This is a genomic window from Polymorphum gilvum SL003B-26A1, assembly GCF_000192745.1.
GTDB lineage: Bacteria > Pseudomonadota > Alphaproteobacteria > Rhizobiales > Stappiaceae > Polymorphum > Polymorphum gilvum.
Window position 1 is genome coordinate 1,731,519 of the sequence record NC_015259.1, and the last position, 22,664, is coordinate 1,754,182.

At 66.8% G+C, this 22,664-nt stretch carries 28 protein-coding genes and 1 tRNA gene; 15 read left to right on the top strand and 14 right to left on the bottom strand.

The features are described from left to right. Positions 1–12: 12 nt before the first annotated feature. The gene (map, locus tag SL003B_RS08155) at positions 13–843 is read right to left on the bottom strand and encodes a type I methionyl aminopeptidase (protein WP_013652362.1); all 831 of its coding nucleotides are present in this window, start codon (positions 841–843) and stop codon (positions 13–15) included. Between map and SL003B_RS23530 the strand changes: the two genes are divergently transcribed. From SL003B_RS23530 to sfsA, 4 genes are all read left to right on the top strand, one after another. Beyond that, complete coding sequence (locus tag SL003B_RS23530) at positions 836–985, top strand: hypothetical protein (protein WP_158306630.1); 150 nt, start codon at positions 836–838, stop codon at positions 983–985. The two genes, map and SL003B_RS23530, sit on opposite strands and share 8 nt — an antisense overlap. Before the next feature lie 157 nt (positions 986–1,142). Further along, positions 1,143–1,227 (top strand) — tRNA-Leu (locus tag SL003B_RS08160). Positions 1,228–1,386: 159 nt separating this feature from the next. Continuing rightward, positions 1,387–2,853, top strand: coding sequence for a TrkH family potassium uptake protein (locus tag SL003B_RS08165; RefSeq protein ID WP_242390354.1), 1,467 nt, complete (start codon positions 1,387–1,389; stop codon positions 2,851–2,853). 47 nt (positions 2,854–2,900) lie between these two features. Then, complete coding sequence (sfsA, locus tag SL003B_RS08170) at positions 2,901–3,605, top strand: DNA/RNA nuclease SfsA (RefSeq protein ID WP_013652364.1); 705 nt, start codon at positions 2,901–2,903, stop codon at positions 3,603–3,605. A gap of 46 nt (positions 3,606–3,651) precedes the next feature. On the opposite strand, the gene SL003B_RS08175 is transcribed toward sfsA, so the two are convergent. The 6 genes from SL003B_RS08175 to SL003B_RS08200 all read right to left on the bottom strand — a co-directional run bounded on the left by SL003B_RS08175 (position 3,652) and on the right by SL003B_RS08200 (position 7,691). Continuing rightward, positions 3,652–4,347 (bottom strand): L,D-transpeptidase, encoded by a 696-nt coding sequence (locus SL003B_RS08175; protein ID WP_041375443.1) that lies wholly within the window; start codon positions 4,345–4,347, stop codon positions 3,652–3,654. Positions 4,348–4,437: 90 nt separating this feature from the next. Continuing rightward, a complete protein-coding gene (locus SL003B_RS08180; protein WP_013652366.1) occupies positions 4,438–4,827 on the bottom strand; it encodes a hypothetical protein in 390 nt (129 codons plus the stop codon). Positions 4,828–4,903: 76 nt separating this feature from the next. Continuing rightward, a complete protein-coding gene (gpt, locus tag SL003B_RS08185) occupies positions 4,904–5,413 on the bottom strand; it encodes a xanthine phosphoribosyltransferase (RefSeq protein WP_013652367.1) in 510 nt (169 codons plus the stop codon). Between the two features lie 22 nt (positions 5,414–5,435). Then, complete coding sequence (locus SL003B_RS08190) at positions 5,436–6,179, bottom strand: competence/damage-inducible protein A (RefSeq protein WP_013652368.1); 744 nt, start codon at positions 6,177–6,179, stop codon at positions 5,436–5,438. 56 nt (positions 6,180–6,235) lie between these two features. Further along, complete coding sequence (locus SL003B_RS08195) at positions 6,236–7,429, bottom strand: FAD-dependent monooxygenase (RefSeq protein ID WP_013652369.1); 1,194 nt, start codon at positions 7,427–7,429, stop codon at positions 6,236–6,238. Positions 7,430–7,445: 16 nt separating this feature from the next. After that, entirely contained in the window at positions 7,446–7,691 is a 246-nt protein-coding gene (locus SL003B_RS08200; RefSeq protein WP_013652370.1) for a zinc-finger domain-containing protein, read from the bottom strand. A 194-nt stretch (positions 7,692–7,885) separates the two neighbouring features. On the opposite strand from SL003B_RS08200, the gene SL003B_RS08205 reads away from it, so the two are divergent. Further along, positions 7,886–8,638, top strand: a complete 753-nt coding sequence (locus SL003B_RS08205; RefSeq protein ID WP_013652371.1) for an alpha/beta fold hydrolase — start codon at positions 7,886–7,888, stop codon at positions 8,636–8,638. After that, positions 8,635–9,507 carry an alpha/beta fold hydrolase gene (locus SL003B_RS08210; RefSeq protein ID WP_013652372.1) on the top strand — a complete coding sequence of 291 codons (873 nt, stop codon included), beginning with the start codon at positions 8,635–8,637 and terminating at the stop codon, positions 9,505–9,507. The genes SL003B_RS08205 and SL003B_RS08210 overlap by 4 nt, the downstream gene beginning before the upstream one ends. Before the next feature lie 377 nt (positions 9,508–9,884). Here the strand turns inward: SL003B_RS08210 and SL003B_RS08215 are convergent, their stop codons facing one another. Then, positions 9,885–10,691 (bottom strand): enoyl-CoA hydratase, encoded by an 807-nt coding sequence (locus SL003B_RS08215; RefSeq protein ID WP_013652373.1) that lies wholly within the window; start codon positions 10,689–10,691, stop codon positions 9,885–9,887. 167 nt (positions 10,692–10,858) lie between these two features. Between SL003B_RS08215 and cysE the strand changes: the two genes are divergently transcribed. Next, positions 10,859–11,677: a serine O-acetyltransferase gene (gene cysE, locus SL003B_RS08220; protein WP_013652374.1), complete on the top strand. Its 819-nt coding sequence runs from the start codon at positions 10,859–10,861 to the stop codon at positions 11,675–11,677. A 110-nt stretch (positions 11,678–11,787) separates the two neighbouring features. After that, entirely contained in the window at positions 11,788–12,006 is a 219-nt protein-coding gene (locus SL003B_RS08225; protein WP_013652375.1) for a DUF3126 family protein, read from the top strand. A 31-nt stretch (positions 12,007–12,037) separates the two neighbouring features. Here SL003B_RS08225 and SL003B_RS08230 read toward each other — a convergent pair whose 3' ends face one another. Further along, a complete protein-coding gene (locus SL003B_RS08230; protein ID WP_013652376.1) occupies positions 12,038–12,748 on the bottom strand; it encodes a hypothetical protein in 711 nt (236 codons plus the stop codon). 227 nt (positions 12,749–12,975) lie between these two features. Between SL003B_RS08230 and SL003B_RS08235 the strand changes: the two genes are divergently transcribed. Continuing rightward, the gene (locus SL003B_RS08235) at positions 12,976–13,302 is read left to right on the top strand and encodes a DUF6949 family protein (RefSeq protein WP_148259272.1); all 327 of its coding nucleotides are present in this window, start codon (positions 12,976–12,978) and stop codon (positions 13,300–13,302) included. Positions 13,303–13,328: 26 nt separating this feature from the next. After that, entirely contained in the window at positions 13,329–13,856 is a 528-nt protein-coding gene (locus SL003B_RS08240; protein ID WP_013652378.1) for a gamma carbonic anhydrase family protein, read from the top strand. 139 nt (positions 13,857–13,995) lie between these two features. Here the strand turns inward: SL003B_RS08240 and SL003B_RS08245 are convergent, their stop codons facing one another. The 3 genes from SL003B_RS08245 to SL003B_RS08255 all read right to left on the bottom strand — a co-directional run bounded on the left by SL003B_RS08245 (position 13,996) and on the right by SL003B_RS08255 (position 16,402). Beyond that, the gene (locus tag SL003B_RS08245; protein ID WP_242390355.1) at positions 13,996–14,517 is read right to left on the bottom strand and encodes a transglutaminase-like cysteine peptidase; all 522 of its coding nucleotides are present in this window, start codon (positions 14,515–14,517) and stop codon (positions 13,996–13,998) included. Positions 14,518–15,022: 505 nt separating this feature from the next. Beyond that, entirely contained in the window at positions 15,023–15,661 is a 639-nt protein-coding gene (locus SL003B_RS08250) for a PilZ domain-containing protein (protein WP_013652380.1), read from the bottom strand. A 102-nt stretch (positions 15,662–15,763) separates the two neighbouring features. Beyond that, entirely contained in the window at positions 15,764–16,402 is a 639-nt protein-coding gene (locus SL003B_RS08255; RefSeq protein ID WP_013652381.1) for a PAS domain-containing protein, read from the bottom strand. A 653-nt stretch (positions 16,403–17,055) separates the two neighbouring features. Between SL003B_RS08255 and SL003B_RS08260 the strand changes: the two genes are divergently transcribed. Further along, positions 17,056–17,802, top strand: coding sequence for a rhomboid family intramembrane serine protease (locus SL003B_RS08260; protein ID WP_041375963.1), 747 nt, complete (start codon positions 17,056–17,058; stop codon positions 17,800–17,802). Between the two features lie 246 nt (positions 17,803–18,048). Next, positions 18,049–18,480, top strand: a complete 432-nt coding sequence (locus SL003B_RS08265; RefSeq protein ID WP_013652383.1) for a CBS domain-containing protein — start codon at positions 18,049–18,051, stop codon at positions 18,478–18,480. Positions 18,481–18,516: 36 nt separating this feature from the next. Here SL003B_RS08265 and hisI read toward each other — a convergent pair whose 3' ends face one another. Together hisI and folE are read right to left on the bottom strand one after the other, a co-directional pair. After that, positions 18,517–18,978 carry a phosphoribosyl-AMP cyclohydrolase gene (gene hisI, locus SL003B_RS08270; protein WP_013652384.1) on the bottom strand — a complete coding sequence of 154 codons (462 nt, stop codon included), beginning with the start codon at positions 18,976–18,978 and terminating at the stop codon, positions 18,517–18,519. 26 nt (positions 18,979–19,004) lie between these two features. Further along, positions 19,005–19,640, bottom strand: a complete 636-nt coding sequence (gene folE / locus SL003B_RS08275) for a GTP cyclohydrolase I FolE (protein ID WP_013652385.1) — start codon at positions 19,638–19,640, stop codon at positions 19,005–19,007. 267 nt (positions 19,641–19,907) lie between these two features. On the opposite strand from folE, the gene SL003B_RS08280 reads away from it, so the two are divergent. The 3 genes from SL003B_RS08280 (at position 19,908) to SL003B_RS08290 (ending at position 22,663) form a co-directional block, all read left to right on the top strand. Then, positions 19,908–20,372: an iron-sulfur cluster assembly scaffold protein gene (locus SL003B_RS08280; RefSeq protein WP_013652386.1), complete on the top strand. Its 465-nt coding sequence runs from the start codon at positions 19,908–19,910 to the stop codon at positions 20,370–20,372. Between the two features lie 32 nt (positions 20,373–20,404). Beyond that, on the top strand, positions 20,405–20,755 hold the full coding sequence (gene yidD / locus SL003B_RS08285; RefSeq protein WP_013652387.1) for a membrane protein insertion efficiency factor YidD: 351 nt from the start codon (positions 20,405–20,407) through the stop codon (positions 20,753–20,755). A 123-nt stretch (positions 20,756–20,878) separates the two neighbouring features. Further along, on the top strand, positions 20,879–22,663 hold the full coding sequence (locus SL003B_RS08290) for a B12-binding domain-containing radical SAM protein (protein WP_013652388.1): 1,785 nt from the start codon (positions 20,879–20,881) through the stop codon (positions 22,661–22,663). Position 22,664: the final 1 nt, after the last annotated feature.

Consider the following 22,664-nt stretch of genomic DNA (forward strand, 5'->3'; position numbering starts at 1 on the left):
CCTCCGACCGTCTTATTTTCCGTCGAAGCCGGGGCGATGCAGTCCGCCGGGCGACAGCGTAAAGATCTCGCAGCCATCTTCCGTTATGCCGACGGAATGTTCGAACTGGGCGGACAGGGAGCGGTCACGTGTGACCGCCGTCCAGCCGTCGCTGAGCACCTTCACCTGCGGCCGGCCGAGGTTCACCATCGGCTCGATGGTGAAGATCATGCCGGGTTTCAGCTCGACTCCCTCGCCGGGCCGGCCGTAGTGGAGGATGTTCGGGGTGTCGTGGAACAGTCTGCCGACGCCGTGGCCGCAGAAGTCGCGCACCACGGAGCAGCGCTCCCTCTCAACGAAGGTCTGGATGGCGGCGCCGATGTCGCCCGTCGTGTTCCCGGGCCTGGCGGCCGCGATGCCGAGCATGAGGGATTCGTAGGTGACCTCGAGCAGGCGCTCGGCGGCGCGCTTGATGGCGCCGACCGGATACATGCGGCTGGAATCGCCGTGCCAGCCGTCGACGATGAAGGTGACGTCGATGTTGACGATGTCGCCCTCGCGCAGCGGCTTGTCGTTGGGGATGCCGTGGCAGACGACGTGGTTGATCGACGTGCAACTGAACTTGGTGTAGCCGCGGTAATAGAGCGTCGCCGGCAGGGCGCCGTGGTCGAGGCAGAAACCGCGAACGAACTCGTCGATCTCCTGGGTCGTGACGCCCGGCCGCACGAGATCGACGAGGGCGTCCAGACAGACAGCCGTCAGTTGGCCGGCCCGCCGCATGCCGGCGAAATCCTCGGGCGTGTAAAGACGGATCTGTCCGGTGTTTTTCAGAGGCGCCGTCGCCGCGTCGATGTAGGTGACCATTCTGGACTTCGTTTCCGCTGCTTTTCGTGCCGTCGCGCGCGCCCTTTGCCGCGCCGCCATGATCGACGGGATCGTCGTTTGCCGCAATACCCTTGCGCCCGCCGGATTTCCAGAGGCGAAACGCATCCTCGGTTGCCTGTGACCGTCGCCGGTCGGTCCCGGCCATTATGGTGCGCAGCACACCGGATGGAAAGACGGACCGCGACCGGTCGGCAGAGAATGGCGGCGGGGTCTGCTTCCGCCCCGCGCAAGACGCTTGCGGTTCGCCACCGACGCCGCTAGGCAGGAAGCGCCTGCACGCGGACGTGGCGAAACTGGTAGACGCAAGGGACTTAAAATCCCTCGACTTCGGTCATGCGGGTTCGATCCCCGCCGTCCGCACCACATGTCCTAATGCCAGGAGCGGGGAGAGGCGGCGCCGGCGGACGGTTTACCGCCCAGGCGAAGTTCCGCCGCAATCCGCACTCGACAGGCGAGAGCGCCCGAGGCAATGTCCAGCGCTGGAAATGCCTCTGTCCGCCATGCCGGCGCGCAGCGGTTCGATTGTGGTGCGGGATACGGATCTTGATTTCATTACGCCCCGTCTTGAATGTGCTCGGGTTCCTGTATGTCGGCCTCGCCACCGCCATGCTGATTCCGGCCATCGTCGACGTCGCGGCCAAGAATCCCGACTGGCAGGCCTTCGTATTTTCCGCGCTGCTGACGGGCCTTGTCGGGATGCTGCTGTCGATCGCCGTCGGCGGCTCGCTGCACGAAGGACTGGACATGCGCCAGACCTTCATCCTGACGACCATGGCCTGGGTGACTCTGCCGGCGTTCGGCGCGCTGCCATTCCTGTGGCTCGGCGTCAGCTACGTGGATGCGGTGTTCGAAGCGGTGTCCGGCTTCACCACGACCGGGTCCACGATTCTGAGCGGACTTGATTCCCTGCCTCCCGGCCTGCTCGTCTGGCGCTCGCTCATGCAATGGGTCGGCGGTATCGGCATCGTCGTCATGGCCATCGTCCTTCTGCCCTTCCTGCGCATTGGCGGCATGCAGCTGTTCCAGACGGAAAGCTCCGATCGAAGCGAGAAGATCGTCGGTCGATCGGTCGAACTGATCCGGCTTCTCGGCCTTGTCTATCTGTTCCTGACCGCTCTGTGCGTCGTCGGGTTCCTTTTGAGCGGGATGGATCTGTTCGACGCTGTCAACCACGGGCTGACGACCATCGCCACGGGAGGCTATTCCACCCACGATGTCTCATTCGGCTTTTTCACCAATTCGGCGGCCGGCTGGGTCGCGGTTGTGTTCATGACTATCGGCGCACTGCCTTTCGTGCTTCTGATCCAGGCCTTGCGCGGCAAGCCGCTGCTTTTGTGGCGCGATCCCCAGGTGCGCACACTGCTCGCCTTTCTAGCGTTGGTCTCTCTCGGGCTGACCATCTATCTCGGGGTCAAGCTGGATTTTCCCCTCGACGAGGCCCTGCTGAAGGCAACGTTCAATGTTGTTTCCGTCGTCACGACGACGGGATTCGCCATGGGAGACTACAGCGAGTGGGGAGCTCCCGTTGTTGGCCTTGCGTTGCTGCTGACATTTGTCGGCGGCTGCACGGGGTCGACGTCGGGCGGCATCAAGGTTTTCCGGTTCCTGGTGTTCTTCGGAACCGTCCGGGCACACCTGCGGCGCATGGTGCGTCCGAACCGGGTGATGTCGGAAAAATACGGCGGTGCGCGTCTGACCCCGGAACTGTCGTTCTCGGTCCTCGCCTTCCTCGTCGTTTACCTGGGGTCGGTGGGCATCATCACGCTCCTGCTTTCGCTGTTCGACCTCGACCTCGTTACTGCGGTATCGGCGGCCGCGACGGCGGTCGGCAACGTCGGTCCGGGCCTTGGCCCGATCATCGGGCCTGCGGGCAACTTCGCGTCGCTGCCGGACGGGGCGAAGTGGATCCTGTCGGCGGCGATGCTGCTCGGGCGCCTGGAACTGTTCACCGTGCTGGTGCTGCTGGATCCCGATTTCTGGTCGAAATGAGCCGCCGATCCCTTGCGGCGTCCGAACGGCGTGCATAAACAAGGCGCATGGACTTCCCGGCTCCTCTCGTTTCCGCCCGCCTGGTCAGGCGCTACAAGCGGTTCCTCGCCGATGTCGTGCTCGACGCCACGGGCGAGGAGGTCACCGTCCATTGCGCCAATCCCGGTTCGATGCTGGGTCTGCAGACGCCGGGTGCGCGGGTCTTCCTGTCGCTGTCGGACAATCCCAGCCGCAAGCTGAAGTATTCCTGGGAACTGATCGAAGCGGACGGCGCGCTGGTCGGTATCAACACCGCTCATCCCAATCGCCTGGTCGAGGAGGCGCTGGTCGCAGGTCGCGTTCCCGCCCTCGGCGGCTTCGCGGCGCTAAGGCGAGAGGTGAAATACGGCAGGAACTCGCGCGTGGACCTGCTGCTGGAAGCGGCCGACGGCGCGAAGACCTACGTCGAGGTCAAGAATGTTCACCTGATGCGTCGGCCGGGACTGGCCGAGTTCCCCGATTCGGTGACCGCGCGCGGCGCGAAGCATCTGGCCGAACTCGCCGACATGGTGCGCGACGGCCATCGGGCCGCGATGGTGTTCCTGGTCCAGAGGCCCGATTGTACGCGCATGACCCTGGCCCGCGACATCGATGGGGCCTATGGCGCTGCCTTCGACGCCGCACGGGCCGGCGGCGTCGAGGCCTATGCGGTGGGTTGCAGCGTCACGCCCCAAGGCATTACCGTCGATCGCAGAGTCGACCTGATCGACTGATCCGGCTGACCTGCGATCTCAGATCCTGCGATCGCGGTCAGGCGGTTCAGGCCTGCAGCACGACGATCCGTGTGCCGTTGGGCACGCGGTCGTGGAGGTCGATGACGTCCTGGTGCAGCAGGCGGACGCAGCCGGACGATACCGCCTTGCCGATCGACCAGAACTCCGACGTTCCGTGCAAGCGGTAGAGCGTGTCGCGGTTGCCTTCGAAGATATAGAGGGCGCGGGCGCCGAGCGGGTTGTCGAGGCCGGGCGGCATGCCGTTCCGATAGGGTTCGAGTTCGGGCTGGCGCGCGATCATCTCGGTCGGCGGCGTCCAGACCGGCCATTCGCGTTTGTAGGCGATGCGGGCGGTTCCGCCCCAGGCGAAGCCGTCGCGGCCGATGCCGACCCCGTAGCGCAACGCCTGGCCGCCCTCCATAGTCAGATAGAGGAAGCGGTGCGGCGTGTCGACGATGATCGTGCCGGTCGGTTCGGCGCTGTAGTAGGGCACGATCTGACGATAGTAACGCGGATCGATCTTGCGGAGATCGACGGCCGGAACGGGGAAGCGCTCCTCCGGCATGGCGCGGTACATCTGCAGATACTCAGGAGCGATATGGAACCCGGCCGGCGAGCCGTAGTCGCTGCCCGGTCCTCTGGGCTGGGCGGGTGTGGGAATGGGTTGGTTGAAGCGCGAGGTGCAGCCTGCAGCGAGGGCAGCGGAGGCTGTGACCAGGAACTGGCGACGGGAGAGAGGCATCGATCGACCTTGATACGGATCCGGAGGGGGGTACCGGCGCCCGCCGGGACGGCTGCCGGTCAAACTAACGAGAGAACGCTTGTGCGGGGCCTACGTTCCGGCGCGGCGCGCACCGCCTGGCCCGATCGCGCGGGATCTAGGGGGTGGCGTTCGCAGATCGACGACCCGCTCGCAGGGGCACCGAGTTGCCTCGACGCTCCAGGTCATCCGGCGTTCCTCCGCCGATTTGCCGACCGGTACCGGCAGCATGGGCGTCGCCTCAGGGCATTTTCGCATCTGGCATCGCTTGCCGGCATTGCCCTTGGCGTCCACCTCCAGGATGGTGGACTGGAGCGCCAGCACGACCGCGGTATCGCCCAAGCGAGTCACAGGCGCCGCGGCCCGGGCAAAGATCGGTTCAGCCGTCATCGCGATGACGGCGAACACGGCCAGTCCGAGGGCAAGGTACTGCCGGAAGCTGGTGCGATTCAGTCGATACATGGCGCCGACATGCCGGGAGAATGTGGCGGCCGTGCGGTCGCCCGGATTTCACATCGACGTGAGCGCGACGCCCGGCTCAGCCGGCAGTAGTCTTGGCGAGCGGTGGCTGGAATTGCCAGCCCATGTCCCAGGGGAAGTAGATCCAGGTGTCCTGCGACACCTCGGTGACGAAGGTGTCGACCATCGGCCGTCCCATCGGCTTGGCGTAAATGGTGGCGAAATGGGCCTTGGGCAGCATCTCCCGGACGACGCGCGCCGTCTTGCCCGTATCGACGAGATCGTCGATCACCAGCACGCCGGCGCCCTGGCCGCCGTCGAGGCCGACCACCTTGGGGTCGACCGGCTTGATCACCTGCAGCGATCCCTGGTTCTCATAGTCGTGATAGGACGCGATGCAGACCGTCTCGATCATGCGGATGCCGAGCTCGCGCGCGACGATGGCCGCCGGCACCAGGCCACCGCGGGTGATGCAGACGATCGCCTGCCATTCGCCCTGGCCCGACAGACGCCAGGCGAGGGCCCGCGCATCGCGGTGGAACTGGTCCCAGGAGACGGGGAAAGCTTTGGGTTGTTCCGGATTTTCCATGATCTTGATCCTGTCTGTTCAATCAGGTCGCGGCGGCGGCGATGGCGTGCTCGACCGCTGCGGCTGCTGCGGCCAGAAGGTCTTCCTCGCGCGAACGGATGACCACCTGGGTGGTGAATCGGCCGTCGGTCGTACGCGGATAGGAGCCGATGAGGACGCCGGGCGAGGCCTTCTGGATTTCCCGCAGGGCCTCGGCGATGCGGCTTTCGGGCAGGTCGGCATCGACGGTGCGCGACAGCATGCGCCGTCCGGTGCGCAGCGTGGGGGCGATCGCATCGAGCATCGCCTGCATGATCGCAGGCACGCCGGCCATGACGTGGACGTTGCCGATACGGAAGCCCGGCGCCTTGGAGACGGGGTTCTCGATCAGGTCGGCGCCCGCCGGGATGCGCGCCATGCGCAGGCGTGCCGGGGTGAGCTGACCTTGCGGGTAGTGGCTTTCCAGAATCGCGACCGCGCGCGGATCGTGGTCGATGGCGACGCCGAAGGCTGCCGCGATGGCGTCGGCGGTGATGTCGTCGTGGGTGGGGCCGATGCCGCCGGAGGTGAAGACGTAGTCGTAGCGCTCGCGCAGGGCGTTAACCGCCTCGACGATCCGCTCGTGAATGTCCGGAACGACACGCACCTCCGAAAGGTCGATGCCCAGCAGGGTCAGGTAGTCGGCGAGGTAGCCGATGTTCTTGTCCTTGGTCCTGCCCGATAGGATCTCGTCGCCGATCACCAGAAACCCGGCAGTGACGACGTCTGCGGCTTGCGTCCGGTCCATAGCGCCTTCTCCCGGCCTCTTTGGAGGCAAGCCTTTAGCCCAGGTCTTCGGCCGGCTCAAGCGTTACCGAGACGGGGCGGGCGCCAGCCGTAGATCCAGTCGAAACGGGCGAGCAGGGCCTCGGGGGACTTGCGCTTCAGGACGGCGTCGCGGGCGAGGCAGACGGGCCAGCCGAGATGGTAGATGCGGGCATTTTCGGCGGCTGTCCGCTGGACCCTGGCAACCCGCGCCTGGCGCCGGGACTGGTAGGACAGGAGCGCGTCCGTGACCGATTTCCCTTTTTCCGCCAGACAGTTGGCGAGAACGGCGGCGTCCTCTATGGCCATCGCCGCGCCCTGTGCGGCGAAGGGCAGCATGGCGTGGGCGGCGTCTCCGAGCAGGGCGGTGCGGCCGGAGGCCCAGGGCGTGCCGGCATCGACCGCGCACAGCGCCCATTTGAGCCAATGGTCGGGGAGGTCCAGCAGTTCGCGGGCCTCGGACGGCCAGCCGGCGAAGCGCGCGAGGAGGTCCGGACGGGAGGCGGGAGCGGACCAGTCGTCCTCGTTCCAGTCTTCCTCGACCAGGGCTACGATGTTGAATTCCTTGCCGGATCGGACCGGATAGTGGACCAGATGGGCGTTGCGGCCGAGCCACAGGCCGGTCTCGCGCAGAAGTGCGCCGGGAACGAGGTCGGCGGGCACGGTGGCGCGATAGGCGGTGCGACCGGAGAAGCGCGCCGGCGGTCCGCCGAGCACGGACTGGCGGACGAAGGAGCGCACGCCGTCGGCGCCGATCAGTGCCGATCCGGTGCCGGAGACCTGCCGGAGACCTGCCGGAGACCTACCTGAGACCGAAGACTCACCGACGTCGACCTCGGTCAGGACCGTGCCCAACCGGAGATCGATGGCAGGGGTGGCGTGCACCGCGTCGGCAAGCACGCGCTGGAGGTCGCCGCGATGGACGACCAGGTAGGGCGCGCCGTGGCGAGCCTTGATGGTCGCGCCGAGCGGGACGCGGGCGAGGTCCGACCCGTCGCGGGCGGAGCGGATGCGGATCGCCTCCGGCTCGCAGGCGAGTGCCCGGACGGGCTCGAGCAGGCCGAGGTCGGCGAGGACGTGGGTGGCATTGGGCGACAGCTGGAGGCCCGCGCCGACCTCGGCCAGCTGGTCGGCGCGTTCCAGGACAACGACCCGGCACCGGGTACGGGCGAGGGCGAGGGCCGCGGTCAGGCCGCCGATGCCGGCGCCGCAGACAAGGACCGGCAGGTCCACCGGACCGCTCCCGGGCTCAGGCGGCGACGGGATGCCAGGCGCAATCGCCCGGCTCGGACTGGGTGGGCTTCAGCTTCGGGTTGAACTTGTAGAGGGTCGAGCAGTAGGGGCAGACGATCTGGTCGTCGTCGCCCATGTCCAGGAAGACATGCGGGTGATCGAACGGCGGGTTGGCGCCGATGCACATGAATTCGCGCGCGCCGATCTCGATGCAGTCGTGGCCGCTGCCGTTCTGGAAATGCGGGATGACATGATCCGCCATAGCACCTGTCCGAATTGGCTGTCCTGTGATGGGGGCGACCATACTGCCTCGACGCCGTCCTGGGTAGGGGGTGCGATGCGAGAATCGGCGCGGCGGAGTGCTGCGTGCGGACGGCAAAACGCTTCCCCTGACGATCCGATGCGCTTACAGTGGCGGAACGTCACTAATGACTTTTACGTAAACGTTAGGTGCATATGCCAAGTTTCCTGTCCGACGGCGTGGAGATCGCGTATCTCGACGAGGGCGAGGGCGCGCCGATCCTGCTGATCCACGGCTTCGCCTCGAACAAGATGGTCAACTGGGCCTATCCGGGCTGGGTGGAACTGCTGAAGAAAAGCGGCCGTCGGGTGATCGCGCTCGACAACCGCGGCCACGGCGAGAGCGGCAAGCTCTACGATCCGGCCGCCTACGGCGCGCCGGCGATGGCCGAGGACGCGCGGCGCCTGCTCGACCATCTCGACATCGGGCAGGCCGATGTGATGGGCTATTCCATGGGCGCCCGCATCACCGCGTTCCTGACGCTCAATCATCCCGACCGGGTCGGGCGGGCGATCTTCGGCGGGCTCGGCTACGGCATGATCACCGGCGTCGGCGATCCCGAGCCGATCGCCCGGGGCCTGGAGGCCGCCAGCCTGCAGGACGTGACCGACCGCACGGGCCGCGCCTTCCGCGCCTTCGCCGACCAGACCAAGTCGGACCGGCGGGCGCTGGCGGCCTGCATCCGCTCGTCGCGCCAGAAGATCACCGAGGAGGATGTCTCGAGGATCCGCCGGCCGGTCCTGGTCGCCGTCGGCACCAACGACGACATTGCCGGGTCTCCGGACGCCCTGGCCGACCTCATCGAGGGCGCGAAGGTGCTGGACATCACCGGACGGGACCACATGCTCGCGGTCGGCGACAAGATCTACAAGCAGGGCGTCCTGGAGTTCCTGGAGGACGGCCGATGAGGTCCGAGCGTATCGTTTTCAGGGGCTGCGAGGACAACGTCCTGGTCGCCAGCCGGTACGGCCGGGACGGCACGCCAGTGCTGCTCCTGCACGGCGGTGGCCAGACGCGCCACGCCTGGCGCGCGGCAGCCTCGCAGCTGTCGGAAGACGGCTTCGTCGCCTATGCGCTCGACCAGCGCGGGCACGGGGAGAGCGACTGGGTGCCGTCCGGGCGTTACGGCCTGAGCGAGTTCGGTGCGGATCTGGTCGCGACCGTGCAGGAGGTGACACGCCTGCACGGGGCACGGCCGGCGGTCGTGGGCGCCTCGCTCGGCGGGCTGTCGGGCCTCGTCGCCGAAGGACTGATCGCGCCGGGCCTGATGGCCGCCCTGGTCCTGGTCGACATCACGCCGCAGGTCGATCCCGACGGTGTCAGCAAGGTGCTGGGCTTCATGTCCGAGCGCGTCGAGCAGGGCTTCGGATCGGTCGAGGAGGCGGCGGAGGCGGTCGCCTCCTACCTGCCGCACCGCAAGCGGCCCAAGTCGCTTGAGGGGTTGAAGAAGAACCTGCGCCTGCACGACGACGGACGCTACCGCTGGCACTGGGATCCGCGCTTCATCGGCGAGCGCGACGAACACGGCCGGCCCAAGAACCGGATGCCGGAAGAGGACCTGGTGCGGGCGGCGGGGAGCCTCAGCCTTCCCGTGCTGCTGATCCGGGGCGGGCGGTCCGAACTGGTGACCAAGGTCCATGCCGAGCAGTTCCAGCGCGTCGTTCCACACGCTCAGGTCGTCGACGTGCAGCAGGCCGGTCACATGGTGGCGGGCGACCGCAACGACGTCTTCGCCGAGGCCCTGCGCAGCTTTCTCGGTCGGCTGTGCATGGCCTAGCCAGAGGTTTCTTATCGAATCATTCCAGAAGCTTGGGGCGGAATCGTCAGGTTCAGATTCCGATTCAAGGGGGCAGTCAGAGCGGCATTCAGACGAGCCTCCGGGAGGGCGCCTGGGCGGGGCGTCGGAGCATGGGCCGAGACCGGCTTGGCTTGGGCGATGCGCCATGGCGTTCACAGATCGATTCAAGACGGCGGTGCCGTGCCGGCCGGCGCTCGTCAGCCGGGTGCGGCCGTGGGCTGCCGCCGAGAAAACGATTCAACGCGTTCATGCGGTGAGTCATCGTGCGGGCGGTCCGAAAGGCGAGTCGTTTCAGGGGGCTGGCGTCGCGTCCTGCCGCGCCGATGCCCCTCGTTGGCGAACCGATTCATCTCGGTTCAGCGGCCCTTGAAGACCGGATCGCGCTTCTGCAGGAAGGCGTTGCGGCCCTCGGCAAAATCAGCACTGTCGAAACAGGCGTCCGTCAGCGCCTGCACGGCTGCCCAATCGGCCTGCTCCGGCGCGCCGGCAATTGCGGCGACCGCGCGTTTGCCGGCCTTCAGGGTCAGCGGCGCATTGGCGGCGAGGGTGGCGCACAGGGCGGCGATTTCGCTGTCGAGTGAATCCCTTGGCACCAGACGTTCAACCAGGCCGATCGCGGCCGCCTCGCGGGCGTCGACCCGACGTGCGGTGTAGAGAAGCTCGCGGGTGCGCGCCGGGCCGACCAGGTTGACGATGTCGCGGAGGGCGGAGGGGGGATAACCGACCCCGAGGCGGGCGGCGGGAATGCCGAACAGCGCACCCTCTTCCGCGATCCTGAGATCGCAGGCTGCGGCGAGCCCCAGTCCGCCGCCGAGGCAGAAGCCGCGGATCATCGCGAGCGTCGGCTTGACCGCGGCGCGCAGGGCGTCGAAGGCGGCGACGTTCTCGTCCTCGTAGCTGCGGGCGGAGGCGGCGTCGCCGCGCACGGTCTCGAACTCGGAGATGTCCGCGCCGGCAACGAAGGTCGTGCCGCCGGCGCCGCGCAGGACGATGACACGCACGGCCGGGTCGGCGTCGAGAGCGGCGACGGCGGGCGGGATCGCGCGCCACATGGCAAGCGTGACGGCGTTGCGGCGAGCCGCGTTGTCGACGACGAGCCAGCCGACGGCGTCGGTCACCTCGGTGTGAATGCGGGCGGTCAACTGCTCGTTCGAAACGGTCACGCGGCGGTCTCCCCGATGGCTGGCCCTGATCGGTCCTGATCGCTTCCTGGCTCCTTGCGGGCCGATCCGTCAGGATTCCGTTCACCGCCTTTTGCCGGTTGGTTTGGTCGGGAGCAATCCTATGTTAGGAGTTATCGATACATGACGGCTTGAAAAGGAGACAAGCCATGCCGAATTCCATCGTGCGCCAGAACGCGGGGACGGTCGCCCAGCACGATCCCGTGTGGCAGCAGCTTCGGGAGGAAGCCGAGGCGATGGTTGCGGGCGAGCCGGCGCTGTCGTCCTTCGTCTACGAGACCGTGCTCAATCATCGGCGCCTCGAGGATGCGGTCATCCACCGGCTCGGCGACCGACTGGGGCGCGACGTCGTCTCCGCGTCGCTGATCCGGCAGACCTATTCGGAAGCCCTGGCGGACGAGCCGGAACTCGGCGAGATCTTCCGCGTCGACATGGTGGCCGTCTACGACCGCGATCCGGCCTGCACGCGGCTGCTCGAGCCGGTGCTCTACTTCAAGGGCTTCCATGCGCTGCAGACCCACCGGCTGGCCAACTGGCTGTGGCGGCGCGGCCGGCTCGACTTCGCCCTCTACCTGCAGAGCCGGGCGTCCGAGGTGTTCCAGGTCGACATCCATCCGGCGGTGCCGGTCGGGCGCGGCATCTTCATCGACCACGCCACCGGCCTCGTCGTCGGCAGCACGGCGGTGATCGAGGACGACGTCTCCATCCTGCAGGGCGTGACGCTCGGCGGTACCGGCAAAGAACGCGGCGACCGGCATCCGAAGATCCGCCGCGGCGTGCTGATCGGGGCCGGGGCCAAAGTGCTCGGCAACCTGGAGATCGGCCATTGCTCGCGGATCGCCGCCGGATCGGTGGTGCTGGAGGCCGTGCCGCCCAATTCGACCGTGGCCGGCGTGCCGGCGCGCATCGTCGGCAAGGCAGGCTGCTCGGAGCCGGCGCGCTCGATGGATCAACTGCTGCCGGAGTGAGCCGGTGCGGGCAACGAGCACGGGAAAATCCTGCGTGCACGGTTGGCTTGCCGGCCCGATGGTGTAGGGTCCGCGTGACTCGCCATGAAGACAGCAGAAGGAGCTGCCCCTTGAAAGCCGACGAAATCGGGAAGATCGAGGCCTACCTGCGCAGGAAGTTCAGCCTGCCGACGATCAAGCTGCGCGCCCGGCCGCGCAAGGACGATTCGGCGGAGGTCTATATCGGCGACGAATTCATCGGCGTCGTGTTCCGCGACGACGAGGACGAGGACCTGAGCTGGAACTTCCAGATGGCGATCCTGGAGATCGATCTGGACGACGAGGACTGAAGTCCCGTCGGGAAGCGGCGGGCCGTTCCGCTCACGATGCGCGCAGGGAGTGCACGAGGTCGAGGATGCGGCGGTCCAGCCGGCCCCAGTTGTGCAGGGCAGCTCTCTTGAAGCGGTAGGTGAGCAGGAGATCTCTGCCCAGCCGGACTTCTCGGCTGCAGAACGCGGGCGCTGCTGCGTCGCGCGGGACCTGGCAGCGGGCGACGAAGCCGCCGTCGCGACCGGCCTCGAACACCACGTAATCCGTTCCGGCCTCACCCTCTCCGGCGAGGTCGAGCATGGTCAGGCCGGCCGGGCCCGGTGCTTCACCGCCCCGGGCGAGGCGCCTGTAGACCGTGTCCAGCCGCTCGCTCATGCCCTCCGCCTGCCGGGCGACGGCGATTTCCAGGGCGATCGTGCGCGACTCCGCGCCGGTGTCGCCGAAGGCATAGGCCATGTCCCGGGTGAAGCCCGAGAGAGACGGCCAGATCAGCTCCAGATAGACCAGATCATGACGCAGGCCCGGAATCCTCTGGTCCGGGCGGCGCAGCATGTTGGCCGGGATCGCGAAGGCGTGGCGGCCGATCGACAGGGAGACCGGCGCGACCTCCTCGGTGCGGGTCAGCAGGCGCTCGGTACCGGCGAACCAGCCGCCAACCATCTTGGCGACATAGGCCGCCGCGAGCAGGGCAAGCAGGACGGTGAGGGCGGTGAAATGGAGCGGGCGGATGCCGGTGGGGCCGGGCGGGGCGATCGGGATCATGGCCGGCGCACCGGTCGTCCGTCGGGAAGACGAATCGTCCCCTCCGCGCGATCCCGAGACAGGACAATTGTGTCAAAACGGGAGGCCGGCGGAGCGGGGCTGTTCATCATCCGTTAGGGTTTCTGGTTCGTGAGCGACACGATCAAACCGGCACGCCGATTGCACTTGACCCTTGAAGCATGCTGGAGCAGCTTCGGCCCTGAAAGGTTAACAAGGGGTTAATAATCGTGTATTTTGAGTTAATCCTGGCGATCTACATGGGGTGCGCGGGCTTCGTCGCGGCCGGCGTGATCGGCAGCCTGTACCAGCTGGTCACCAACACCCCGCCGCGCTTCCAGATCCAGGTGGAGAGCCTGCTGGGGACGCTGGCCTCGTTCGTCATGTGCGTCTTCGCCGGACCGTTCATCATCATGCGCAACGCCATCCGCGGGCGCCGGATCGAGGGCCGGCCGATCGGTTGGCTGCTCGCGTCCTCGACGATCGCCGGCATGTGGAGCGTGTGCTCCGGCCTGCTGATGATCCAGTTCGCGATCGGTCTGGCCGGAACCTTCTGAGACTTCGGAAGCAGGGGAGACAGGCCATGCCGCTGTTCGATCTCAATGGCGACGCGCCGGTCCTGCCGCTCGACGGCCGCTGCTGGATCGCGCCGACCGCCACGCTGATCGGTCGCGTCCAGATCGACGAGGACGCCAGCGTGTGGTTCGGCGCCGTGCTGCGCGGCGACAACGAGCTGATCCATGTCGGGGCGAGGTCGAACGTGCAGGACGGCTGCGTGTTCCACACCGACATGGGCTATCCGCTGACCATCGGCGCCGACTGCACGATCGGCCACCGGGCGATCCTGCACGGCTGCGCGATCGGGGCCAACACGCTGGTCGGCATGGGGGCGACGATCCTCAACGGCGCGCGGATCGGTTCCAACTGCATCATCGGCGCCAATGCTCTGGTCGCCGAGGGCAAGGAGATTCCGGACAATTCGCTGGTGGTCGGCGTGCCCGGCAAGGTCGTGCGCACGCTCGATGCGGCCGCCGCGGAGGGCATCCGGGCATCCGCCGCCGGCTACGTGCGCAACTGGCAACGCTACCGCGCCGAACTGGGCAAGCTTTAGCGGCGCCATCGCCGCGCCCGAAAAGGCGGGAGCCGGCCTGCGGGGGCGGGCCGGCTCCCACGACCCGGTCGTGGTAGGGATGGGGAGGGTGGGGACGCGACCGGGTCGGTTGGCGTCGGGAACTCCCGAAGGACGTGGACTACTTGCCGATGCTGGCCACCGTGGTGACGCGGGTATCGGAGATCGCCGTCCACCGGGCGGGTTGGGTCGTCGACTGCCGCTTCACGAAGCGGTAGGGGGTCGAGTACCAGGGCAGGACCGCCTCGATCTGGTTGTCGAGGACGATGTCTCCCTGATCGGTGCGCACGATCAGCACGGCGTGGCCCTCGTTCTTGAGGTCCTTGACCACCGCGAGCAGCAGCGCGCTCGCCGGCCAGCCGGCCCGGGCCAGGCGCCTCTGCTTCTCCAGCGCGAATTCCTCGCAGTCGCCGGCGCCGGCGTCCGGATAGGTCCAGTACTCGGCCACGCCGTAGAGTTCCTGGTCGGTCACCGGCCGGATCTCGGCGTTGACGGCGTCGTTGATCCGGATCAGGTCGTCCCAGCGCTCGCGGGTCAGCTTGACGACGACCGGACTGTCCGTGCCGCCGCGGCAGGCCTGCGGGTTCTCCGTGCAGAAGACCTTGTGGCCGACCGGGGCGCTGGCGCTGCCTGCCATCGCCATGAACCGGCCGGGTTCCGCCCGGGCTGCGCCGGCAATCGTTGCCACAGTCAAGGCAACCGTAAAGCAAAATCCGATCTTCGTCTTCGCATTCATCTTGTCGCCCTCCCCAAGGCTGACAACAAGATGACACGCTCTATTTTACTTCAGAATAAGTTCTGCCTATTAATTCGACGAATATTTGAGCATCATTTAAATTTAATCAGATGAATGTTTTAGTAAAACAAGCTGAAAACTCGAGGCGAATTTGTCTCGAATTTTAGCGATCGTCCTCAAGGTGCTGGAATCGCGCTAAAAGGCTCGCCGGCCCGGCGCGTAGGCGCGGCAGGCGGAACAGGCAGGCGAAGCCGTTCCGCAGGGCATTGCGGGCGGACGAAGGCGGTGAAGCGCGGTGTGACGGGGCGGGAAAAAGACCGCAGCGAGGTTAACAAACTGCCGCAGGGTGAGCCTGAAGGGGCCGGATCTGGTCAGATCGGGCCGTCAGGCGGGTTCGCGCGCCGGCGCGGGGTCAGGACAGGGCGCCGTCGCCGGAGATGTGCTGCTCGAGCAGGTCGCGGTTCTGGATCGCCGCGAACTCGACGGCGATGCCGTCTTCCGTATGGCGGACGATGCGTGCGCGCATCTTGCCGAGAGCGACCTCGGTGCCGAGCGGCGGGCGGGCGGTGCAGGCGAGGGCGGCGCCGGAGAGAGACACGTCGAGCAGCCGGCACATGAAGGAGGTGCCGTCAGGCAGCACCATCCGCGTCATCGGGTTCTTCGGCACGAAACGGTCGTGGCGACGGTCTTCGGGCAGGTTGAGCTCGTTGCGGTTGGCGAGCCAGGTCAGGATGTTGGCGAGCTTGTCGCGCTTGCGCTGGGTATTGTGCAGGGCGATGGCGAAGCCGCCCTCGATCTCGCGGGCAATGGTGCCCTCGACGCGGCCGATGTGGTCGAGATAGGCGACCACGCGCTCGCCGACCCGACCGCTGACCGGCGTGATCATGGCGACGCCGCCAGGCGACATGTTGATGACCTGGCAGGGGTACTCCTGGCGGTTCTCGAGCATGAAACGGCCGAGGACGTTGATGGCCACGCGCTGATGCCGGCGCCGGTCGATGCCCTTCGCCGTGATGTTGGTCGCCTGTTCTACAGCCTGCGCAGGGCCCATCGATCGCATACCCTTCCGGCAGTGCGCGCTGCGCACCGGTTGTGCAACCGAAAGACTAGGCGCGCAGGGTTAAGATAGTGTAAGGCGGCGGCTGCCGTGCGGTCACGCCTTGCCGCCGTCGTAGACGGTCAGATGGCGCACCTGGCGGCGAGCGGCGGCATCCGGCACGAGCGGCGGCTGGGCGGGCCGGAGACCCGGCCGGATCGCAGGTCGCGCGGACAGTTCGCCTTTCAGGAAATAGGGGCGTTCGTCCGGCCAGATCAGGCGCAGGCTGGAGATGGACTGGTGCAGGATCGGATGCATGCCGACCCAGTAGGGCCGCTCGAACGGCACCGAGGCGCCGAGGACCCGACTGCGGCCTTCGCCGGGCACCTCCAAGGGCAGCAGCAGCATTTCCATCTTGAGAACGTGATTGCGCTCCGTATGGCCGTCGATGCCGAGCACCGCCGCGGCGGCATCCTCGGTGATCGCCGCCAGCATGGTGGCCATGGCCATCCGATCCTCGTCGTTCCAGCCGCGCAGGAAGTTGCGGCCCTTCAACTCGCGGCAGTGGACCGAGCACAGGCGCGTGCCGGCGAGACGGTAGCGGTAGGTGTCCTTGTCGACGGACTCCAGGATGAATGTGTCGCCGAGCAGCGAACGGATCCGGCCCGGGTCGATCTCGGAGCGATTGGGGGCCGGCCGCGCGCCGCGCAATTCGTCCCAATACCGGTAGAGCGTCCGATTGACACCGTTCTTCATTGACCCGTTCCCTTGTCGCTCTCACGTCGTTCGGCCTGCACGGGGACGGAGCTGTCCGGATCTGGAACACGCCCCGCCGTCGCCGCGCCGTTTTCCGTTAACGAAGCATTCGCCATGCCAGTGCGGGTGCCGGCAGCGGAAAGGTTTCGTTAGGGTTAACGAAACCTTTCGATTGCCATCTCGGACGCGACCGACAAATGTGGGGCACGCGATCCGGACAAGCACCAAGACAAGACGTGCGCCGGGCCGCCGTGGAATTCTGGGGGAGCGTGGGGACGCGACAGGAGCAGCGCCCGTTGCCGGCACCGGCAACGGGCGTTCGCTTGATGACACGGGTGGCTTTACTCCGATGTCCTTCCGGCGAAGGGGGCGTGCTACGAGCCGGAACCCGCCCAGGTACTGATTTTCTGCGCCCGGAAAGTCCCAAGCCATCCCTTTCAACGAGACGAACACGGCGACGCCTCGGCTCACCGGTCCCGCATCTCCGCTTCGCTGCGTGCGGGATGACGAAAACGAAGATGTGCCAGAGGCAACGGGCGTTCGCTTGTTCGCTGGACCGTGCGGACGAGGCGATGCCGGCGCGATACAACGGCGGCTTGCTGTGCGTGCCGGAGGGCCTTAAGTCAGTGGGGTTCCTCCAGCACGGGCACGCAATGACCGATCCGTCTCCCTTCGATCTCCCCGAGCGGCGCGAGCCCGCGTTCAACGTGCCGGCGGTCGTCGTCGCGCTGGGCGCCGTGCTGATCGCCATCCATCTGGTCCGCTATCACGTTCTCAGCGTTCCGGCGGACAACGAGGTGCTGGTGCTGTTCGCGTTCTGGCCGGTCCGCTACGTGCCGGAGGTGCTGGCCAGCGGCAGCGCGCCGGGCGGGCTTGCGGCCGATGCCTGGGGCTTCCTCAGCTACGCCTTCCTGCATGGCGGCACGGCCCATGTGCTGTTCAACCTTTTGTGGATGGCGACCTTCGGCAGTGCGCTCGCACGCCGGTTCGGTACCGCGCGGTTCCTCGCCTTCAGCGCCCTGTGCGCGATCGGCGGGGCGGCGGCGCATCTGGCGACCCATTTCGGCGAGGCGGTGCCGATGATCGGGGCCTCAGCAGCTGTCTCGGGACAGATGGCCGGCGCCTTGCGGTTCGTGTTCGAACTCGGCGGGCCGCTCGGCGCGATCCGCCGGACGGACCCGGGCGCCTACCGGATTCCGGCGGTGCCGCTGCTCCGTTCCCTGACGAATCCGCAGGTGTTCGGCTTCATGGCGGTCTGGTTCGGCATCAACCTGCTGTTCGGCCTGTGGAGCGCGCCGCTGACCGGAGAGGATGCCAGCATCGCCTGGCAGGCCCATATTGGCGGCTTCCTGGCGGGACTGGCGCTGTTCCCGCTGTTCGACCCCGTCCGGCGCTGGTGACGCAAGCTCCTCGCAGGCCGGCGGCGGATTGCGTCCGGGATGCGGCGCAGCGCCGGCCGCCTGCCGAAACCCGGCACGGGCGATGCGCCGGCCCCTGCCACCCGCATCGGGATAAGCCTTTGGTGCCGAAGCGTTGATTGCGTGTTTGCGCAGCATCGGGTTTTCTTGCCATGATGACGAATGTCGCAACGCAGGCAATCCGGCGATGGCCGGTGTCGGCCACGCGCGAATCCGGGAGGACCAAGAATGTCTGTTGCCTCAATCCTCAATCACAAAGGGCGGGACGTCGTCACCGCGCGCTCGAGCGCAACGCTCGGGGAGATCTGCAAGATGCTGGCCGAGAAGGGGATAGGCGCCATCGTGGTGACCGACGACAAGGGACATATCGAGGGCATCGTGTCCGAGCGCGACATCGTGCGCATGATCGGCCGCTCCGGGGCCGGCATCCTCGACCTGCCGGTCGGCGACGGCATGACGCGGGCGGTGGTCACCTGCCGCGAGGAGGATTCGATCAACGCCGTCATGGCCCGGATGAGTTCGGGACGGTTCCGCCATATCCCGGTCGTCGCCGAGGGCAAGCTGGCGGGCCTGATCTCGATCGGCGACGTGGTCAAGCACCGCATCGCGCAGGTCGAGCAGGAAGCCGAGCAGATGCGCAGCTACATCGCCATGGCATGAGAGGCAGCGCCGCCGGCCCGGCGGCGCCTGGCCCGTTCAGCCCTGGTCCCTGCCGTAGACCTCGCCGGGATCGTAGACCTTTTCCGGCTCGACCAGGGCGAGCGTGACGCCGCCGTCGTCGTTGCGCCGGACGGCGCGATAGAAGCAGGAACGATAGCCGACGTGGCAGGTGGCGCCGTTGCCCGCGACATCGACCTTCAACCAGATGGCATCCTGGTCGCAGTCGGTGCGGATCTCGCGGACGGTCTGGACCTGGCCCGAGGTGCCGCCTTTCTTCCAGTACTCGCCGCGCGAGCGGCTCCAGTACCACGCCTCGCCGGTCTCGACCGTCCGGCGCAGCGCTTCCTCGTTCATGTAGCCGACCATCAGCAACTCGCCGCTGCCCGCATCGGTGACCACGGCCGGAATCAGGCCGTTCTCGTCGAACTTCGGCTGAAAGGCGGTGCCGGACTCGATTTCCTGCTTCGAGCCGCGCGGCGAGAATGAAGACGTCGTCAAGTCTGCCCTCCGTCCCTGCGACGGGGCTACCTGCTGCCGCCGCGTACCAAGGTTATGAAGCGCACCTGTTCGCTGGGGTCGTCCTGGAACACGCCGGTGAACTGGGTCGTGATCGTCGATACGCCCTGTTTCTGGACCCCACGCATGGTCATGCACTGGTGTTCGGCTTCCAGCATCACGGCCAGGCCGCGCGGTGCAAGGTGACTGTCAATGGCCGACACGATCTGAGCCGTCAAGTGCTCCTGGGTCTGGAGACGGCGAGCGTAGATGTCGACGACGCGGGCGAGCTTCGACAGGCCGACGACACCGCCGGAGGGATAATAGGCAATGTGGGCGGTGCCGATGAACGGCAACATGTGGTGTTCGCAGAAGGAGTGGAAGGGAATGTCGCGCACCATGATGAGTTCATCATAGCCGCCGACATCCTCGAAGGTGCGCTGGAGATGCTCCTCCGGATCCTCGAAATAGCCGCCGAGGACCTCGGTGTAAGCCTTCACCACGCGCTTGGGCGTGTCGAGCAGACCCTCGCGCTCGGGATCGTCGCCGATCCAGGCCAGAAGGGTGCGCACGGCGGCTTCCGCTTCCTCGCGACTCGGCCGCGCGACCTCGTGCGGGGCCTTGCGTACGGCCTTGTTCCCGACCGGCTTCAAGATGGCGTCCATTGCAAATCCTCGCCTGATGGTCTCATCATGGGTCACTACGAAGCCTGCCGCAATCCGGATCATCGCCACGGACCGCGCTGACGTGATCGCCATGCCGCGCCCCCTGGGATCGAGGCGGGGACCGGAGAGCGGCCGTCAGACTCTTGGCCGCCGTCGCGGTGCAATCGCATATCGAACGCCAAAGCCTTGCGAAACCGTCCCCGCGCCTGATCTATATAGGAACCGACGTGCCGGTGAAAAGCCGTCCGACGCGATCAAGAGGCGAGAATGCTCGACGACATCTACAACTCCAAGATCCTGGAATTCGCGGGAAACATCCCGCACCTCGGCCGGCTGGAGCATCCGCAGGCAAGCGCGAAGGCGCATTCCAAGCTGTGCGGATCGACGGTGACGGTGGATCTCGTGCTGGACGGCGATGTGGTGACGCAGTTCGCCCACGACGTGAAGGCCTGTGCGCTGGGCCAGGCGAGCTCGTCGATCATGGCGCGCCACATCATCGGGGCGAGCGCGCAGGAATTGCGCGATCTGCGCCGGCAGATGATCGCCATGCTGAAGGAGGGCGGTCCTCCGCCGGAGGGGCGCTTCGCCGACCTGAAATTCCTGGAACCGGTGCGCGACTACAAGGCGCGTCACGCCTCGACCCTGCTGACCTTCGATGCGGTCGTCGCCGCCCTCGACCAGATCGAGGCGCTGCGGGCGGAAACGATCAAGGCCGGCGGCGCGGCGGTCTGACCGCGGCCCGGCCGGGGCGCAAAGGACCTCTCATGTGCACGAAGCCTCCGTCCGCGACGTCCGAGGGCAGGCCGATCTCGCTGCCCGCCCGCCTCGGACTGGCGCTGATCTGGATCTACCGGCATTCGCTGTCGCTGGTGATGGGGCGCGCTTGCCGCTATGCGCCGACCTGCTCGCACTACACGGAGGAGGCGATCCTCCGCTACGGGCTGTGGGCCGGCGGCTGGATGGGGCTGGCGCGCATCCTGCGCTGCAATCCGTTCGGCGCGTCCGGCTACGATCCGATCCCCGAGGCGCTGCCGCCGCAGGCGCGCTGGTACGCACCGTGGCGCTATGGCCGCTGGACCGGCCGCCACATCCGGCCCGAGCACAGGCTGGACTGACGCAGAGGACGCGACGACGCCGGCGGGAAACACATGCCGCCGGTCCGGTCGTTGCGCCGTGTATCGCCCTGTTGACCTTGCAGCGGGCGGATGCAACCCTTGCGTCAAGGGAGAGCATCCGCCATGGCAGACAACGATTTTCATTTCGTGATGATCAAGCCGACGCATTACGATGACGATGGCTACCCGATCCAGTGGCTGCGGTCCGCGATTCCGTCCAACACGCTGGCCTGCCTGAACGGCCTGGCGGAAGCTGCCCACGAGAGGCAGGCGCTGGGCGCGGACGTACGGATCCATCTGCACACCTTCGACGAGACCAACACGCGTGTGAAGCCGGAGAAGATCATCGGCATGATCAAGCGCTCCGGCGGCAAGGCGTTGATCGGCCTGGTCGGGGTGCAGTCGAACCAATTCCCGCGCGCCGTCGACCTGGCGCGCCGGTTCCTTGCCGCGGACCTGCCGGTTGCCATCGGCGGTTTCCACGTCTCCGGCTGCATGTCGATGTTGAAGGAAATGCCGCCGGAGATGGTCGATGCGCAGAAGCTCGGCATTTCCTTCTTCGCCGGCGAGGCGGAGGAGTTGCGGCTGGACGACGTCTTCCGCGATGCCTATGCGGGCGCGCTGAAGCCGATCTATAATTTCATGAAGGATCTGCCGTCGCTCGAGGGCGAGCCGACGCCGATCCTGCCGTCGAAGCACATCCAGTTCACCGCCGGTTCCCATTCCAGCTTCGATCTGGGCCGCGGCTGTCCGTTCCAGTGCTCGTTCTGCACCATTATCAACGTGCAGGGCCGCAAGAGCCGGTTCCGCTCGCCCGACGACCTGGAGCGGATCATCCGGGACAACTACGCCCAGAAGATCAACCGCTTCTTCATCACCGACGACAATTTCGCCCGCAACAGGCAGTGGGAGGAATTCTTCGACCGGTTGATCAAGCTGCGCGAGGACGACGGCTTCGACATCAAGTTCATCATCCAGGTCGACACGCTGTGCCACCGGATCGAGAACTTCATCGAGAAGGCGACAAGGGCCGGGGTCAACCGGGTGTTCATCGGGCTGGAGAACATCAACCCGGACAACCTGATGGCCGCCAAGAAGCGGCAGAACAAGATCACCGAATACCGCGAGATGCTGCAGGCCTGGCGCGCCCATGGCGCGACCACCTATGCCGGCTACATCATCGGCTTCCCGGGCGACACGAAGGAGTCGGTGCTGCGCGACGTGGAGATCATCAAGCGCGAGCTGCCGCTCGACCTGCTGGAGTTCTTCTTCCTGACGCCGCTGCCGGGTTCGGAGGACCACAAGGTGCTGCTGGACAAGGGCATCTGGATGGATCCGGACCTGAACAAGTATGACCTCAACCACCGAGTCAGTCATCACCCGAAGATGTCGGATGAGGAATGGGAGGAGGCCTACCGGGCGGCCTGGGACAGCTACTACAGCGAGGAGCATGTCGCGACCGTGCTGCGCCGCGCGGCGGCGAGCCCGCGCGGCCGGCCGGGCAACAAGCTGTTCCTGATGATGTGGTTCTACCTGATGGTCCGCTACGAGGGCGTGCATCCGCTGGAAGGCGGCTATTTCCGCATCAAGACCCGCACCGACCGCCGGTCGGGGCTGCCGATCGAGAGCCCGTTCAGCTTCTATCCGCGCTACATCGCCGAGATCGTGAGGAAACACTGGGCGATCGTCAGCACGGTCGCGCGCTTCTACCTGATCTACCGCGGCATAAAGCGGTCGCCTGACCGCAAGTCCTACACCGACCTGGCACTGACGCCGGTGGATCAGGACTCCGAGGCGCAGCTGTCGCTGGTGACCGAGACCCGCGGCGGGCAGGAGGCGGTGGAGAAGCAGAAGCGCGACGAGACGATCCGTGCGGCGGCCCGCGAGCGAGCGAAGGCCGCCGTCTGAG